This is a genomic window from Rhodococcus globerulus (genome assembly GCF_019334125.1).
Taxonomy (GTDB): domain Bacteria; phylum Actinomycetota; class Actinomycetes; order Mycobacteriales; family Mycobacteriaceae; genus Rhodococcus_F; species Rhodococcus_F globerula.
This window is the reverse complement of record NZ_CP079698.1, coordinates 5,578,947-5,595,711: the sequence shown is the minus strand read 5'-3', so window position 1 is coordinate 5,595,711 and position 16,765 is coordinate 5,578,947. Positions and strand designations below refer to the sequence as shown.

Genomic DNA, 16,765 nt, shown 5'->3' with positions numbered 1-16,765 from the left:
TGATTCGCGTCAGCGGTGCCGGTAACATTCGGACGCGCCGAGATGTCATGCAACTCGGATGGGGCGGTAGCTCAGTCGGTTAGAGCCGTGGACTCATAATCCATTGGTCGCGGGTTCGAGCCCCGCCCGCCCCACAACTCTCTTCCACGATCGGCGATGGAATCAATACCCGCCGTGGGCGGACTATTCTCGATCCATGCCGATCGCACCGGATACAAAGAATTGGACCTGGGTGCTCGAACGCCCGTGCACAGAGTGCGGGTTCGACTCGACCACCATCACCTTCGCTGATGTTCCCGATCTGGTTCGCAGGAATGCCGCAGCCTGGGGTGAGGTGCTGCAGCGCGAGGACGTGACGGTACGGCCGAACAGCGAAACCTGGTCCGCGTTGGAGTATTCCGCCCATGTGCGTGACGTGTTCAGGATTTTCAGAGCCCGGTTGGAGCAGATGCTTCAATTCGACGATCCGCACTTCGAGAACTGGGACCAAGACGCAACAGCAATTGCCGATCGCTACAACGAGCAGGATTCGGCGACAGTCGCTTCGGAATTGGCCGACGCTGCTGAAGCCGTCGCGAGCGCATTCGAATCAGTCGCGGAGGGTCAGCTGGGGAGGCGTGGACTCCGCAGTGACGGATCGGCGTTCACCGTCGAATCATTGGCCATGTACTTCATTCATGATCCGATCCATCACCTGCACGACGTGTCGGGGTAGTCAGAGCCCACGCACCTCCTCGAGAGTTTTCCGCGCTCCGACCGCGTGCAACGAGTCGAGTGTTGTTCGGAAGCTCGCGACAAATCGCCGGTTGTCGACCAGATCTCCGAAAACGGCACGGTTGCCGATGAACGCGAGTGGGTCGACCGCCTGCTTCCGAGCAAGGGGCACCAACGTGTCGGCCAATTGATCGACCACGGTGATCGGGTCGCCGTTCTCGTCGACGCCCTCGGCGTAGCGCGCCCAACTGGCCACGATGGCGGTGGACAGATTGATGGGCCCTCCGGTGTCGAGTTGCTTGCGGATGACCGGCAAGAGCCACTTGGGAATTCGATCGGACGATTCGGCGCACAGACGCGCAATCGTGTCACGAACCTGTGGGTTCGAGAAGCGTTCGATGAGCGTCTTCTTGTACTGATCTAGGTCGACGCCGGGGACCGGATCCAGGGTCGGCGTTGCTTCGAGGTTCATGTAGTCGAGCAGGAACCCGGACAGGAGTTCGTCCTGGCATGCCTCGTGAACGAGACGGTATCCGGCGAGGTAGCCGAAGTAAGCGATGCCCTGATGGCTGGCATTGAGGAGACGCAGCTTCATGAGTTCGTACGGGCGCACGTCCGGCACCACATTCACGCCGGCATTTTCCAAAGGTGGCCTGCCCACCGTGAACTCGTCCTCGAGGAACCACGCAGTAAACGGTTCCGCTGCGACAGGCCATTGATCGTCGACGCCGAATGCCTGGGCGATTTCGGCGGTCACCTCGGCAGTAGTGACGGGCGTGATCCGGTCGACCATGGAGTTGGGGAACGCACCGTTCTGCTCGATCCACTCTGCAAGTTCCGGATCTTTCAGGGCGGCAAAGGCTCCGAAAGCTGTTCGTGCGACGGCGCCGTTCCCTTCGATGTTGTCGCAACTCATGATCGTGAAGGGCGCGAGGCCGCGTTCTCGGCGAAGGGCGAGAGCATCGCAGACCAGTCCGAACGTCGTGCGGGGGAGAGCTCCTGGCCGAAGATCATGTACGACATCGGGATTGGATGCGTCGAACTCACCGGTGGTGTGCGAGATGTTGTAACCGCCCTCGGTGATGGTGAGGGACACGATCTTTGTCGACTCCGACGCCATCTTCTCGATGACGGCACGTGGATCGTCCGGAGCAAACAGGTACTCGACAATTGACCCGATGACTCGGCCTTCGAGCGTTCCGTCGGCATGCTTGAGCGCCAGCGTGTACAAACCGTCCTGAGCGCCGAGCGCATCCTTCATCCGCTTGTCCGACGGCATCACTCCGACACCGCAGATGCCCCAGTCGAAACCTTCTCCTTGGCGTAGGAGGGTATCGATGTACATGGCCTGATGCGCGCGGTGAAAGCCGCCGACACCAAAATGCACTATGCCGGTGGTGACTTTGCTCCGGTCGTAGTTCGGCACTTCGAGTGAAGCATCGAAGTCGCGCAAGGTCTTCGTGTTGAGTTCCATGAAAGTTCTAGTCTCCTTCGGCGACGATGACAACGGCCTTGATGCTGCCGGGGACGCGATCGGCTTCCAGTGCCTCGCGCGAGCGTTCGAGTGAAAAGCGGGCTGTGACCATCGAATCCAGGTCGACGCGACCGGACGCGACCAGTGCCGCGGCGATCGGCCACGTGTTGGCGTATCGGAACACACCGGTGAGGACGAGCTCGCGACCCTGAATGATGGGGACGGGCAGCGGGATTTCGTCTGCGCCCATTCCGACCAGCACAACTGTCCCGGCCGGCCGAACAGCATGGATGCCGTCGATCACGGCGGCTGTGGCTCCCGAGGCGTCGATGAACGCGTCGACGCCGAGTGAACGTACATCGCACTCGCGGGGATCCACCACGGCGGTGGCGCCGAACTTCAGTGCCACCTCGCGTCGGGCGGCGTCGATGTCCGAGACGATGACCTCGGTGGCGCCAAAAGCCTTGGCTACCTGTGTCGTCACGATTCCCACCGGTCCGGCGCCCGCGATGAGGACTCGGGACCCACCGGTGATACCCGCCTTCTGGACGGAAGCGATGCCCACAGAGAGTGGCTCGAACAGCGCTGCGGCTTCATAGGACACGGAATCGGCGATGGGATGTGCGAAGTCTGCGCCAATGGTCACGTAGTCCGTCAACGCACCGTCTATGGGAGGCGTCGCGAAGAACTCCATGTGAGGGCAGAGGTTGTATCGGCCGGATTTCGATTCCGGACTGGTCGGATCGGGCTTCTGCGGCTCGATGGAGACCCGTTGTCCGATTCGACGGGGATCAACGCCGTCCCCGACGGCTGCGATCCGACCTGACGCCTCGTGTCCGAGAACGAGGGGAGCCTCGACGACGTAGGGGCCGATGCGGCCTTCGCGAAAATAGTGGGCGTCCGATCCGCATACGCCAACCGCATGGACGCGGACGAGCACTTCGCCAGGCCTGGGCGACGGTCGCGGTCTTTCCTCCATCTGCATCTTTCCGACTGAAATAAGGACATTTGCCCGAATTGTCGCAGGTAGATCGATGGATTCACCGGAAACTGTTGTGTGGGTCACAACGCAGATGTTAGCTTAATGAGCATAAGAACATCTAGTGAGCATTTGCTCACGACCAAAAGAATCAACCAAAAGAATCAACGAGGAGAACGCGTGAACCAGTCGGCTCAGCCAACGGGACTCAAGACGTCGAAGACGCCGGCGTCCGAGGATGTCCGACTCGCGCTGCGCGCGGCAACGATGTATCACCTCGAAGGTGCTACTCAGGCGGAGATCGCGGCAAAACTCGGTGTCTCGAGGCCGACGGCGGGCCGCTTGCTGGCTCGGGCGCGGTCGCAAGGCTTGGTCAGGGTCGAGATCTTGGTTCCGCCGGAGTTGGAAGGTTCGGTGAACACGGAATTGGAGTCCGAGCTCGAGAAGCGTTTCGGCCTGGCCGAAGTTTTGGTTGTCCCCGAAGCGAATTCGGATTCAGACGATCCCGACTACGATGCGTTGGGCCGTCGCGCTGCTGACGTGCTGGTTCGGCGTCTGCAGCCGTCGAGCGTTCTCGGATTCACGTGGGGGCCGGAAACCGTTGCAGTAGCGGGTTCTTTGCCGGACCGGGCGGCAAAGTGCTCGGCTGTGGTACAACTTGACGGCTCCATGACGGTGACCGACTATCAAACCGGCGTTGACTTCACTATCGGCCGATGTGCACAACAGTTGCAGGCCAATCCGATTCGCCTCAATGCTCCGTTGTACGCCGATCCGGCGACTGTGGAGTCGATGCAAAACGATTCGGTCATATCAAAGGCGCTGCAAGCTGGAACCGATTCCGACATCATGGTTTTCGGTGTTGGCGCCGTATCCACGGCCACCACGTTGTTTGCCGGTAGCTTTGTCGACTCGACCATGCTGGACGAGTTGGAAAGTCGCGGCGCGGTCGGCGAAATCGGGGGCCGTTTCTACACGATCGACGGAACTCCAGTGGAGGGGCCACTACCCGAGCGCACGGTATCCGTATCGCTCGACGCAGTGAAATCCTGTGATCAGACCATTCTGATTTCGGGGGGAACACACAAACGCCAGGCCGTTCTGGGCGCATTGCGCGGAGGTTTGGCACACGTACTCGTCACCGATGTCGAGTGCGCCCAGTGGCTGCTCGAAAGCTAGCTCTCTCACGAGTTCTGCCGGCTGAGCGTGCAACTGACACGTGAGTGTGAAGGAAGGTAATCCGTGAAAACAGGAAGACGAGTGTGGGGCGCTGCTGCTGCGGCTCTCTGCCTCCTGGTGTCGGGATGTGCGGGTGCGGGCGCACTCGGTGGTTCCGGCGAACGAACCGTCACCATTGCGATGGTGTCGAACTCACAGATGCAGGACGCCATCAAATTGGCACCCGCTTTCGAAGCCGAGAACCCGGGGATCGACCTCAAGTTCGTCAGCCTCTCCGAGAATCAGGCGCGCGCCAAGATCACGGCATCGACGGCTACGGGCGGCGGTGAATTCGATGTAGTCATGATCAGCAACTACGAGACGCCGCAATGGGCTGCCAATGGTTGGCTCGTGAATTTGTCCGAGTATGCCAATGCCACACCGGGTTACGACGAAAACGACTTCATTCCGTCGATCAAGACGTCCCTGTCCTACGAGGACAGCATGTACGCCGTTCCGTTCTACGGTGAGTCGTCGTTCCTGATGTATCGCAAAGACCTGTTCGACGAGGCCGGCATCACGGTTCCCGAAGATCCGACGTGGCAGGAAGTTGCCGGTTGGGCAGAGCAGTTCGACAACCCCGACGCCAAGATGTCGGGCATCTGCCTTCGCGGAAAGCCTGGCTGGGGCGAGGTCCTCGCACCTCTGAACACCGTGATCAACACCTTCGGAGGTCGCTGGTACGACGAAGACTGGAATGCGCAGCTGACCAGTCCGCAGGTGGAAAACGCCGTTCAGTTCTACGTGGACACGGTCACGGAACATGGTCAACCAGGTCCCGCGACCAGTGGATTCGGTGAGTGCGCAACACAATTCGCGCAGGGCAATACCGCAATGTGGTACGACGCGACGTCGGCTGTGTCGGTTCTCGAAGATCCCGCGTCGTCGAAGGTGTTCGGAAACATCGGCTACGCCAAGGCTCCGAAGGTCGAGAAATCCGATCCAGGATGGCTCTACACGTGGGCGCTCGGGATCCCGGAGTCGGCCCAGAACAAGGACGATGCGTGGAAGTTCATCTCGTGGATGACAAACAAGGATTACATCCAGCGAGTCGGCACGGAGCTCGGCTGGTCGAGGGTGCCGCCGGGAAGTCGTCTTTCGACGTACGAGATTCCGGAGTATCAGGAAGCCTCCAAGGCATTCGGTGAAATCACCCTCGAATCGATCAACAACGCAGATCCGAAAAACCCCACAGTGCAACCGGTTCCGTACACCGGAGTCCAGTTCCTCACCATTCCTGAGTTCCAGGATCTGGGCACTCGCGTCAGCCAGCAGATCAGCGCTGCCATCGCGGGTCAGAAGAGTGTGAAAGAAGCACTCGAACAATCGCAGCAGTATGCCGAGGTGGTCGGCAAGACCTATCAGGAGAACCGATGACTACGGTTGCTGAGCCCAGAACTGCGGTGGACGACGCGCCGCCGGTCCGAATCGAGAAGAAGATCTCCCGCGCCGAGGGGTGGCGTCGTCGAGGTCCGTTGTTGCCGGCGTTGATCTTCGCGATCGTTGTCACCCAGATTCCGTTCCTGTTCACGCTGTACTACTCCACGCAGTCGTGGAACCTCGTGCGGCCGGGATCACGGCATTTCAATGGGTTGGACAACTACATCGAGGTGTTCAAGGACAGTCAGTTCCGTGAGGTGGCTGTCAACACGGTCATCATGATCGTGGGAACGGTCATCGTGTCCGTGATCCTCGGACTGGCGCTGGCACTGCTTCTCGACCGAGCGTTCCTCGGCCGCGGAATTGTGCGAACGCTGCTGATCACGCCGTTCCTCATCACCCCGGTCGCCGGCGCATTGCTGTGGAAGACAACGATGTTCGACCCGGTGTTCGGCATCGTGAACTTCGTCCTCCAACCATTCGGTGTCGGCCAGGTTGACTGGGTGAGCAAGTTCCCGCTCGCGGCAGTCATGATCAATTTGATCTGGCAGTGGACCCCGTTCATGATGTTGCTGATCCTGGCCGGGCTGCAGTCCATGCCCCGCGACATTCTCGAGGCCGCGCGAGTCGACGGCGCCAAGCCGTTTGCGATGTTCCGCGAATTGACGTTGCCGCATCTGCGCCGATTCATCGAACTCGGCGCCGTGCTCGGTGCGATCTACCTCGTGAACACCTTCGACGCGGTGTACATGATGACGGCGGGAGGGCCAGGAGTCGCCAGCTCGAACCTGCCGTTCTACATCTACCAGCGTGCGTTCCTCGGCTTCGACGTCGGTCAAGCTGCGGCGATGGGCGTCGTGACAGTGATCGCGACCATCATCGTGTCGACACTCGCGCTCCGATTGATCTTCAAGAGCTTCACCGGTAATGAGGAGGCTGCGTGATGACTACCGTAGATACGACAAGCGCGACGACCGACAAGCCCGTAGTGAAGAAAAAGAAAAGCAGCAAGTTCAGTCCCTGGTCGGTAGTGGCGTGGATTGCCGCTCTGGGCTTCTTCTTTCCGGTCTTCTGGATGGTTCTGACGGCGTTCAAGACCGAGGCCGATGCCTACACGGATCCGCCGAAGTTGTTCTTCACCCCGACACTCGAGCAGTTCCGTGCCGTTCTCGATTCGGGTCTGGGTACGACGCTGGCGAACTCGGCATTTGCCACGGGAATGTCCACCATTCTTGTTCTGCTACTGGGTGTTCCAGCGGCGTTTGCGCTCTCGCTTCGCCCGGTGAAGAAGACGCAAGATGTGCTGTTCTTCTTCATCAGTACCAAGATGCTTCCCGTCGTGGCAGCGATCGTGCCGCTGTACGTGATCGTCAACGACATCGGATTGCTCGACAACATCTGGGCTCTGGTCATCCTGTACACGTCGATGAATCTGCCGATTGCGGTGTGGATGATGCGCTCGTTCTTCCTCGAAGTACCCGGCGAGCTCCTCGAAGCAGCCAGCATGGACGGCGCCAGTTTGTGGACCTCGGTTCGCGAGGTGATCTTGCCCCTGATCTCGCCCGGAATCGCTGCCACTGCGCTGATCTGCGTGATCTTCTCGTGGAACGAGTTCTTCTTCGCAGTCAACCTGACAGCTGTTCAAGCGCAGACGATTCCGGTCTTCCTGGTCGGCTTCATCACGGGCGAGGGCCTGTACTGGGCTCGCCTCTCTGCAGCAGCAACCATGGCGGCGTTGCCCGTCATCCTGGCCGGTTGGTTCGCCCAGAACAAGCTGGTGCGCGGCCTGTCCTTCGGCGCCATCAAATGACCCGGCGCAATCCACTAGTTCGCCCCACACTTTCAGGAGTTCGTCATGGCTGAAATCTCTTACCGGAAAGCGTCTTGCATCTACGAAGGTGCCGGAACCCTCGCTGTCGATTCGCTCGATCTCGATATCAAGGACGGTGAGTTCATCGTCCTCGTCGGACCTTCAGGATCAGGAAAGTCGACTGCGCTGCGCATGTTGGCCGGGCTCGAGGACATCGACTCCGGTGCAATCACGATCAACGGTAAGGACATGACCGATGTCCCGTCGAAGGATCGCGACATTGCGATGGTCTTCCAGAACTACGCCCTGTATCCCAACAAGACCGTCGGCGAGAACATGGGTTTCGCGCTGAAGATGCGTGGAGTTCCTTTGGAGGAACGAAAGAAGAAGGTTGCCGAAGCGGCAAAGCTCCTCGATCTGACGGAGTACCTGGACCGCAAGCCCGCCAAGCTGTCCGGTGGTCAGCGTCAGCGAGTTGCCATGGGACGTGCCATCGTTCGTGAGCCTCAGGTGTTCTGCATGGACGAACCGCTGTCCAACCTCGACGCGAAGCTGCGCGTCCAGACGCGTACGCAAATCGCGGCATTGCAGCGTCGACTCGGAACCACCACCGTATACGTCACTCACGATCAGGTGGAAGCGATGACGATGGGTGATCGCGTCGCAGTGCTCAAAGGTGGTAAGTTGCAACAGTTTGCGTCACCGACCGAGCTCTACGATCGTCCCGCAAACGCGTTTGTCGCCGGTTTCATCGGATCGCCGGGAATGAACCTGGTGACGGCGCCCGTCACGTCCGGCGGCGTTCGATTCGGATCCGTCGACGTTCCCTTGGAGCGAGAGCAGATGACGGCAATTGCTGCCGCCGGACTGGATTCAGTCACCGTCGGAATCAGGCCGGAACAATTCCAGGTGGTTCCCGCGGGAACCGGCATCGCCGCTCAGATCGATCTGGTCGAAGAACTGGGCAACGAGTCGTACATCTACGCCCATGTGCCGGGAACGGATGCCGACCCGATTTCACTCGTCGCACGTACAGGTGGGCGATCTCAACTGCAGTACGGCCAGACGCTCGGGTTCGAGCGGGTAGACGGACCGGTGCACCTCTTCGACCCCACGACGGGTGAGCGCGTGGGTAACTGAGTCCCCATCCGAAATCGTGCCCTGCTCGGCGCTCGAACTCGATCGCGCCGAGCAGGGCATTACCATGATCGCCTCAAAGTTAAGGTCTACCGATGAGTGATACCCGAAATCGATCCGTCGTGGTGTGTGGTGAGGGACTGGTCGATCTGGTGCCGGTGGGGGAGAACTTCTCGCCCAAGCTCGGCGGCGGACCGTTCAACGTCGCACTCGCGTTGGGCAGACTCGGGTCGGCCGTCGGGTTTGTCTCCCGATTGTCGTCCGACGCGTTCGGTGATCGCATGATCGAGTCGCTGACCGCGTCGGGCGTGGACACCAGTGCCGTGGAACGGGGTCCGGAGCCGACCACACTTGCCGTCGTCAATCTGTCCGACGACGGTAGCGCCCGGTACAGCTTCTATCTGGAGGGGACAGCGGATCGGCTTTTCAGTGCGCCGGAACTTCCCGACGCCCGCGCCTTCTCGTTCGGAACCCTCTCGCTGGTCTTGGAACCCGGAGCGTCGGCGTACGAAGCGTTGCTGTTCGAGGCGCATCGACGCGGACGACTGACCATGGTGGACCCCAATATCCGCCCGGCCGTCATCAGCGACCCCGACGCGTACCGTCGACGGTTCCGCACCTGGTTGCCGTCCATCGACATTCTCAAAGTGAGCGACGACGACGCGGCGTGGCTGGGTTCGGTCGACGGTCGTGAGTGGCTGGCCGACGGTGTCGGAGCAATCTTGTTGACGCGAGGCGGCGATGGATTGACGGTATTGACACCGGGATTCGAGGTTTCGGTACCGGCGCCGACGGTTCGCGTCGCCGACACCATCGGAGCGGGGGACACGGTGCACGGCGCTCTGTTGGCTTACTTGGAGCGCCACGACGCACTCGATCCGGCAGCTGTTCGCAGCTTCACGGCACCTCAATGGCAGGCGGCGCTGGAGTTTGCGGCGCGTGCGGCTGCCGTCACGGTGTCACGACCCGGCGCGGACCCGCCGTGGTCGGCAGAGTTGTCCCATTGAGAGGTTGTCCCACTGAGCGGGCCGATTCCGAAATGCCCGGCACGTGTTTTCCCTGCTCAATTGGACGTCTGACCTGCGGCACGAAAACTTTCGTTAGAACACGTTCCAATTTCCGCTATTTGTGGCTATGGTCACAGTGATAGATGCGGGTGTGCGAATGAAAGGGTGAACTGACGTGAAGACCAAGGGTGCAATCCTGTGGGGCCTGGGCGAGAAATGGTCCGTCGAGGAGATCGAGATCGGCGATCCGGTAGCCGGCGAAGTCCAGATCCGCATGGAAGCGGCCGGAATGTGCCACTCCGATCACCACATCGTCACCGGCGCCACGCCGATGCCGTCGTTCCCCGTGATGGGCGGCCACGAAGGCTCGGGCGTCATCACCAAACTCGGCCCCGAGGTCTCAGGTCTCGAGGTGGGCGACCACGTCGTGCTGTCCTTCATCCCGGCATGTGGAACCTGTCCCGCGTGTTCGGCCGGACATCAGAATCTCTGCGACCTCGGCATGGGACTCCTCAGCGGTCAGGCAATCAGTGACGGCACGTACCGAATTCAGGCTCGCGGCGAGAACGTGATCCCGATGTGCTTGCTGGGAACGTTTGCCCCGTACATGGTGGTGAACCAGTCCTCGGTGGTGAAGATCGACAAGGACATTCCGTTCGAGGTTGCCGCGCTTGTCGGTTGCGGCGTTCCCACCGGTTGGGGATCGGCGACGCACATTGCCGACGTCAAGCCAGGCGAGGACGTTGTCATCATGGGCGTCGGCGGCGTGGGAATCAGCGCGCTGCAGGGTGCCGTTGCATCCGGTGCGCGGTACGTCTTTGCCATCGACCCGGTGCCGTGGAAGCGTGAGCAGGCTCTGAAGTTCGGTGCCACCCACGCGTTCGAGAGTGCCGCTGCGGCAATTCAACCCATCATCGAGGCGACACACGGACGGATGGCGCAGAAGACCATCATCACCGTCGGTGAGATGAAGGGCGAATACGTCGAAGAGGCGATGATCCTTACGGCCAAGGCCGGACGTTGTGTTGTCACTGCGATGGGGCATCTGACGGACATGGACGTCAAGCTCAATCTGTTCCTGATGTCGATGCTGCAGAAGGACCTCCAGGGCAACATCTTCGGCGGCGGCAACGCCCGCCAGGACGTTCCGAACCTGCTCGCGATGTACAAGGCGGGCAAGCTCAACCTCGACGACATGGTCACCCGCACCTACACCCTCGAAGGTGTCAACGACGGCTACCAGGACATGCTGGACGGCAAGAATATCCGCGGCGTGATCCGTTACACCGAAGCGGACTGGTGATCTACAGCTGAATTCGTGGGCCAGTAGTCTGATCGGGTGCACAGTCTTGACGTCATCGATCAGTGGCCCGTCGACAATGCGGCAGCGGTCGTCCTCACGGGAGAACATTCCGGCGGGGGCGGCCGCATTTCTGCGTCGAACGGCGACCAGAACCGCGTGTTCCCATTGGCTTCGGTAACAAAACTCCTGTGCGCCTACGCAATTCTGGTTGCCGTGGAGGAAGGCGCCGTCGAGCTGGATCAACCAGCAGGCCCCGAAGGATCCACGGTGCGGCATCTGCTGGCTCACGCGTCCGGCCTGGCCTTCGGTGAGCGGACCGTCCAAGCTCCCGTCGCGTCGAAGCGGATCTATTCGAGTGCGGGATTCGAGGTGCTTGCCGAATTGGTCGAACACGAAACCTCGATTCCGTTTGCCGACTACCTGGCTGAGGCGGTGTTCGAACCGCTGAAGATGACGAGCGCGGCGCTGGTCGGCCCGGCGGGCCACGGAGCGCAGGCATCGGCGGCCGACCTGGCCGGCTTCGCTGCTGAACTACTAGCCCCGACGCTGATTTCACCGCAGACGTACAAAACGGCGACCTCGGTGCAATTCCCCGGGCTCAACGGCATTTTGCCGGGATACGGCTCCAAGCGGCCTAATGATTGGGGATTGGGCTTCGAAATACGCGGACAAAAGAATCCGCATTGGACCGGACGCGAGAATTCCGCGTCGACTTTCGGCCATTTCGGTCAGTCCGGAACCTTCCTGTGGGTGGATCCCGATATCGACGCTGCCTGCGTTGTCCTGACCGATCGCGCCTTCGGTGATTGGGCAAAGCCGCTATGGACTGAATTGTCCGATCACGTTATAACGGACATTCGGTAACAATTTTCTCTTGTTCCACTAGCGCAACACGGGTAACACAGGCACACTATTCAATCGAGCCTGCTTCACACATTCGACAGAGGTCGTTGGGGAAGACGTCCCTCGTCGAAGCAGGAGGCTCGAGTGCAACCGAATCACCTCGCGGAACTGACGACTGGTGTGGTCTTCATCCACTCGTCACCCGCAGCGCTGTGCCCGCACGTGGATTGGGCTTTGTCCGCCGCGTTGGGCTGTCCTGCCAAACTGCGGTGGACATCGCAGTTGGCAGACAATGGACTGCTGCGTGCAACAACGGATTGGTCGGGGCCCGTCGGAACCGGTGCCCGACTGGTAGATTCACTACGGGCGTGGCCGAAGCTTCGATTCGAGGTCACCGAGAACCCCAGTGCCGGCGTGGACGGTGAGCGCTACAGCCACGTTCCCAGTCTCGGTCTGTGGCGCGGTTCCACCAGTGCCAACGGAGACGTTGTTGTCGGCGAACTGCGGCTTCGATCCATCATCGACGCGGGCGGCGACATCGTCGGAGAAATCGACCGGGCAATGGGGGCGCCCTGGGACGAAGAGTTGGAACCGTATCGATGCTCCGGCGAGGGCGCTGAAGTGATGTGGTTGCACCGCCGCGTCAGCTGATCCGCAAGCGTGAATGAAAAGGTGAGCCTCGCCGTTATCGGCGGGGCTCACCTTGCGTTCGACGCGTTCCTACAGCGGAATATTCTTGTGCTGCCCACGCACATTCGGAGCGGCGGCAAGGGCGGCCGTGACGATACTGCGAGTCTTCGCGGGATCGATTTCCCGATCCACCACACCCATCTCGACGGCCCGGTCGACGCCGCCTGCGATGGCTTCGTGTTCAGCGGCCAACCGGTCGTGGAGGGCTTCGCGTTCGTCGTCGGGAGCGGCGGCGAGGGCGCGCTTGTGCAGGATGCCCACCGCGGCCTTTGCGCCCATGACGGCGACCTCGGAATTCGGCCACGCAAATACAGCCGTGGCACCGAGGGCCCGTGAATTCATGGCAATGTAGGCGCCGCCGTAGATCTTTCGGGTGACAACGGTGACGCGGGGGACGCTGGCTTCGGCAAAGGCATGCAACAGCTTTGCCCCGCGGCGGACGACGCCTTCCCATTCCATCGACACGCCGGGGAGATATCCGGGGACGTCGACGACTACGACGAGTGGCACACCGAAGGCATTGCAGAGGCGAACGAATCGCGCGGCCTTCTCGGCGCTCTCGGAGTTGAGGCAGCCGCCGAGTCGCAGGGGATTGTTGGCAATGACACCAACAGTGCGACCGGCCATCCGGCCGAATCCTGTGACGATGCTGCGCGCGTAGTTACCTTGCAGCTCTTCGAAACTCGATTCACCTTCGACGTTGTCGAGCAGTTCGTGAACGATCGGACGCACGTCGTACGCGCGCTTCGCCGACGCCGGCATCATCGCCCGCAAATCGGAATCGCCGAGTTCGGCGGCGCGCTGATCGAACGTGCCTTGGTCGCAGAGCATGGAGACGAGTCGACGGGCCCGGTGCAGGGCGTCGGACTCGTCATGCGCGGCGATGTGTGCGACGCCTGACTTCTTGCTGTGGGTGTCCGGTCCGCCGAGCGAGACCATGTCGACCTGTTCGCCGGTCACACTGCGGACGACGTCGGGTCCGGTGACGAACACTCGACCTTCGGGCGCCATGATGACGACGTCGGTCAAAGCCGGTCCGTACGCCGCGCCGCCTGCGGCAAATCCGAGGACAACCGAAATCTGTGGGATAAGGCCTGATGCGCGGACCATTGCCTCGAAGACAAGTCCGACAGCGTGCAGAGCTTCGACGCCTTCAGCGAGGCGAGCGCCACCGGAATGCCAGAGCCCCACGATGGGAGTCTGCTCGTCGATGGCGGTGTTGATGGCGTCGACCAGATGCTTACATCCGTCGAGGCCCATGGCGCCACCCATGACGGTGGCGTCGGAACAGTAGGCGATGGTGCGGACGCCGTCGATTTTTCCGGATGCGGCGAGCACACCTGACTTGTCGCGCGGGTGAAGCGGAACCGTGGTTCCCGGATCGAACAGATTCTCCAGGCGCGCAAGGGGATCACGCGGATCTGTCGACGATTCGGACTTAGTCACGGGGGCCAGGATGGTCATCGCGTCCTCCTTCAATACGTGCCTTCGGCAGAACTGCCGATCGGTGTGCCCGCGGGTGATGTTGTCATTTCCGTTCCAACATCACCCGCGGACAAGGTCAACGACTGGCTATGCCCGGCCGAAAGCGAGCGCAACATTGTGCCCACCGAAACCGAACGAGTTGTTCAGTGCGAAATCGAAACTGCCGGTTCGGGCTTCGCCCTTGACGACGTCGAGATCGATCTCTGGATCCTGGTTGTCGAGATTGAGCGTCGGCGGAATGATCCCGTCGCGCACAGCCAGAACCGTCAGAACGGACTCGAGGGCACCGACAGCGCCGATCGAGTGTCCGAGTGCGGATTTCGGTCCGTACACCGCCGCGTGGTTGCCCACGGCGGAGTTGATTGCCGTTGCCTCCGCGATGTCGCCGATCGGCGTCGCGGTGGCGTGAGCATTGATGTGCTTGATGTCGGCCTTCGAGAGACCGGCCATCTCGATTGCCCGCGTCATGGCTCGAGCCGCGCCCAGACCCTCGGGATGCGGTGCCACGATGTGGTAACCGTCGGACGTGATTCCCGCGCCCAACAAACGTGCGTGAATCGTGGCGCCACGCGCCTTTGCATGCTCCTCGGTTTCGAGGATCATCAGCGCGCCGGCTTCACCGAACACAAATCCGTCGCGGTCCTTGTCGAACGGACGCGAAGCCGCGGTCGGATTGTCGTTATTGGTGCTCATCGCACGCATCATGGCAAAACTTGCGATGGGAACGGCGTCGATGAAGCTCTCGACTCCGCCGGCCACCACCATGTCCACGTCACCCATGACAAGCATGCGGTGCGCGTGGGCGATCGCTTCGGAACCCGACGAACATGCGGAGACGGGAGTAATGACGCCACCACGGGCGCCGAGCTCGAGTCCCACCGTTGCCGCCGGCCCGTTCGGCATGACCATCTGCACCGAGAACGGGGACACCTTGCGGTATCCACCTCCGCGAAGCTTGTCGACTGCGTCGATCAGCGTGTCGCCGCCGCCGAGTCCGGTGCCGATGACAACCGCGAGGCGGTCCTGATCGACCTCGGGACTGCCGGCATTGCTCCACACAGTCCGGCCGAGGGTCAGCGCGAGTCGTTCGACCCAGCTCATCCGTCGGATTTCAACTCTCGACAGACCCTCGTCCGGTGAAACTTTGAGGTGCCCGCCGATGCGAATCGGAAGGTCGAATTCGTCGATGAACGGGTCGTCGAGGACTCCGATGCCGCTTTCGCCGGCGAGCAAAGCCTTCCACGTGCCATCCACATCACCAGCCACCGACGTCGTCGTCGCGAGGCTCGTGACAACGATGTCGGGAAATTTCCCCCTGCGGGTAGAAGCGGAAGTCACGGTCGGCTCACTCTGCGTTCTTGGCTTCGGCGCCTTCGGCTTCGAGCTTCTGGATGTACGCGACGATGTCGCCGACGGTGCGCAGGCCGGCCAGATCCTCGTCCGGAACCTTGACGCCGTACTTGTCTTCCGTCTGAACTGCGATCTCGACCATGGACAGGGAGTCGATATCGAGGTCGTCGACGAACGACTTGTCAGCGGTGACCTCGGAAGGCTCGATTCCGGTGACCTCCTCGACGATCTGGCCGAGTTCCGCGATGATTTCTTCCTGAGTGTGGGCCACTGGTGTGGCTCCCTTCTTGATCGATTGAGGTGGTGAACCAAGTCCAGCTTCTGGGCAGCTGAACTCAGGGTGAAGCGCCCGGGCTAGGTCAGTCCGGACAGAGCGGAGATATCCTCCGGGTTCTTGAGGGCCACCGTCGGAGTGCCACGCATTTCGCGCTTGGCAATACCAACGAGGGTTCCGGCCGGCGGGAGTTCGACGATCGCGGTGACTTCTGCGGTCCGCAACGAAGCGGAGCAGAGGTCCCAACGAACGGGTCGAGTTACCTGCGCGGCAAGTTTTGTGAGGGCGTCGGCACCAGAGGAGACCGGTGCGCCGTCCGAGTTGGACAGCAGCGTGCGCGTGGGATCAGACGGGGTGATCTTGGCGGCAGCAGCTGCAACGGCGTCCTGGGCCGGAGCCATGAATCGGGTGTGGAAGGCACCGGCGACGGGAAGTGCCCGCACGCGAGCCTTCTCGGGTGCGCTGGCCGCAAGCTCTTCGAGGGCGCTGAGTAAACCGGCTGCAACAATCTGACCCGCAGCATTTCGGTTAGCGGCTTCGAGTCCGAGTTCCTCGATGCGGGCCAGTACCTCGGCTTCGTCACCGCCGAGGACCGCGGACATGCCGGTGGGCTCGAGTGCGCATGCCTTGGCCATCTCCGCGCCGCGCAGTGCTGCGAGTGCGACAGCTTCGTCAGCAGTGATGACGCCCGCGATTGCCGCCGCGGCGAGTTCGCCCACCGAGTGACCGGCGGCAATGACGCCAGTTCCGAGGAGGCCCTGCGATTCGATTTCCTCGTAGGCAAGCAGTGCTGCTGCGACGACCAGGGGCTGAGTCACGGACGTGTCCGTGATTTCTTCCGCGGTCGCGGTGGTTCCGAGACGGACGAGGTCGAGACCTGCGGCTTTCGACCACATTTCCAGGCGGTCTTGCGCTCCGGGCAATGCCAGCCATGGGCTGAGCATGCCGGGTGTCTGAGAGCCCTGTCCCGGGGCAAGCAAGGAAATCACTTATTAAGAGAACACTGGCAGCAGTGAAGTTCGAGATGTCGGTGGCGATGAACTCTGGTGGTGTGTTTTGTAGGTTTCCCACAAATTCCCACGTCGCGTTTCCTCATCGGAA

16 protein-coding genes and 1 tRNA gene are annotated in these 16,765 nt (G+C 61.3%); 11 read left to right on the top strand and 6 right to left on the bottom strand.

Annotation, left to right across the window (positions count from 1 at the left end; translation table 11 throughout):
* Positions 1–60: 60 nt before the first annotated feature.
* Positions 61–134, top strand: a tRNA-Ile gene (locus KYT97_RS25555).
* Positions 135–196: 62 nt separating this feature from the next.
* Positions 197–715, top strand: coding sequence for a DinB family protein (locus tag KYT97_RS25550; protein WP_219110966.1), 519 nt, complete (start codon positions 197–199; stop codon positions 713–715).
* Here KYT97_RS25550 and KYT97_RS25545 read toward each other — a convergent pair whose 3' ends face one another.
* Positions 716–2,188, bottom strand: coding sequence for a mannitol dehydrogenase family protein (locus tag KYT97_RS25545; RefSeq protein WP_219110965.1), 1,473 nt, complete (start codon positions 2,186–2,188; stop codon positions 716–718).
* A gap of 7 nt (positions 2,189–2,195) precedes the next feature.
* Complete coding sequence (locus KYT97_RS25540; RefSeq protein WP_219113132.1) at positions 2,196–3,206, bottom strand: NAD(P)-dependent alcohol dehydrogenase; 1,011 nt, start codon at positions 3,204–3,206, stop codon at positions 2,196–2,198.
* A gap of 141 nt (positions 3,207–3,347) precedes the next feature.
* Here KYT97_RS25540 and KYT97_RS25535 point away from each other — a divergent pair, with 141 nt between their 5' ends.
* The 9 genes from KYT97_RS25535 (at position 3,348) to KYT97_RS25495 (ending at position 12,516) form a co-directional block, all read left to right on the top strand.
* Complete coding sequence (locus tag KYT97_RS25535; RefSeq protein ID WP_033233071.1) at positions 3,348–4,346, top strand: sugar-binding transcriptional regulator; 999 nt, start codon at positions 3,348–3,350, stop codon at positions 4,344–4,346.
* 63 nt (positions 4,347–4,409) lie between these two features.
* Positions 4,410–5,762, top strand: a complete 1,353-nt coding sequence (locus KYT97_RS25530) for an ABC transporter substrate-binding protein (protein ID WP_425332392.1) — start codon at positions 4,410–4,412, stop codon at positions 5,760–5,762.
* Complete coding sequence (locus tag KYT97_RS25525; RefSeq protein ID WP_092808636.1) at positions 5,759–6,709, top strand: carbohydrate ABC transporter permease; 951 nt, start codon at positions 5,759–5,761, stop codon at positions 6,707–6,709. Before KYT97_RS25530 ends, KYT97_RS25525 begins: the two co-directional genes overlap by 4 nt.
* The gene (locus tag KYT97_RS25520; protein WP_045067029.1) at positions 6,709–7,575 is read left to right on the top strand and encodes a carbohydrate ABC transporter permease; all 867 of its coding nucleotides are present in this window, start codon (positions 6,709–6,711) and stop codon (positions 7,573–7,575) included. Before KYT97_RS25525 ends, KYT97_RS25520 begins: the two co-directional genes overlap by 1 nt.
* A gap of 45 nt (positions 7,576–7,620) precedes the next feature.
* The gene (locus KYT97_RS25515) at positions 7,621–8,715 is read left to right on the top strand and encodes an ABC transporter ATP-binding protein (RefSeq protein WP_092808635.1); all 1,095 of its coding nucleotides are present in this window, start codon (positions 7,621–7,623) and stop codon (positions 8,713–8,715) included.
* A gap of 92 nt (positions 8,716–8,807) precedes the next feature.
* Positions 8,808–9,719, top strand: coding sequence for a carbohydrate kinase family protein (locus KYT97_RS25510; RefSeq protein WP_116103064.1), 912 nt, complete (start codon positions 8,808–8,810; stop codon positions 9,717–9,719).
* A 175-nt stretch (positions 9,720–9,894) separates the two neighbouring features.
* Positions 9,895–11,022: an NDMA-dependent alcohol dehydrogenase gene (locus KYT97_RS25505; protein WP_033233085.1), complete on the top strand. Its 1,128-nt coding sequence runs from the start codon at positions 9,895–9,897 to the stop codon at positions 11,020–11,022.
* 36 nt (positions 11,023–11,058) lie between these two features.
* Complete coding sequence (locus KYT97_RS25500; protein ID WP_045067032.1) at positions 11,059–11,886, top strand: serine hydrolase domain-containing protein; 828 nt, start codon at positions 11,059–11,061, stop codon at positions 11,884–11,886.
* 123 nt (positions 11,887–12,009) lie between these two features.
* Positions 12,010–12,516 carry a DUF3145 domain-containing protein gene (locus KYT97_RS25495; RefSeq protein WP_033233089.1) on the top strand — a complete coding sequence of 169 codons (507 nt, stop codon included), beginning with the start codon at positions 12,010–12,012 and terminating at the stop codon, positions 12,514–12,516.
* 69 nt (positions 12,517–12,585) lie between these two features.
* On the opposite strand, the gene KYT97_RS25490 is transcribed toward KYT97_RS25495, so the two are convergent.
* From KYT97_RS25490 to KYT97_RS25475, 4 genes are all read right to left on the bottom strand, one after another.
* A complete protein-coding gene (locus tag KYT97_RS25490; protein ID WP_033233092.1) occupies positions 12,586–14,019 on the bottom strand; it encodes an acyl-CoA carboxylase subunit beta in 1,434 nt (477 codons plus the stop codon).
* A 108-nt stretch (positions 14,020–14,127) separates the two neighbouring features.
* On the bottom strand, positions 14,128–15,378 hold the full coding sequence (locus tag KYT97_RS25485) for a KasA/KasB family beta-ketoacyl-ACP synthase (protein ID WP_033233094.1): 1,251 nt from the start codon (positions 15,376–15,378) through the stop codon (positions 14,128–14,130).
* A 7-nt stretch (positions 15,379–15,385) separates the two neighbouring features.
* Positions 15,386–15,661, bottom strand: coding sequence for a meromycolate extension acyl carrier protein AcpM (acpM, locus tag KYT97_RS25480; RefSeq protein ID WP_033233096.1), 276 nt, complete (start codon positions 15,659–15,661; stop codon positions 15,386–15,388).
* Between the two features lie 83 nt (positions 15,662–15,744).
* Complete coding sequence (locus KYT97_RS25475) at positions 15,745–16,653, bottom strand: ACP S-malonyltransferase (RefSeq protein ID WP_033233098.1); 909 nt, start codon at positions 16,651–16,653, stop codon at positions 15,745–15,747.
* Positions 16,654–16,765 lie beyond the last annotated feature (112 nt).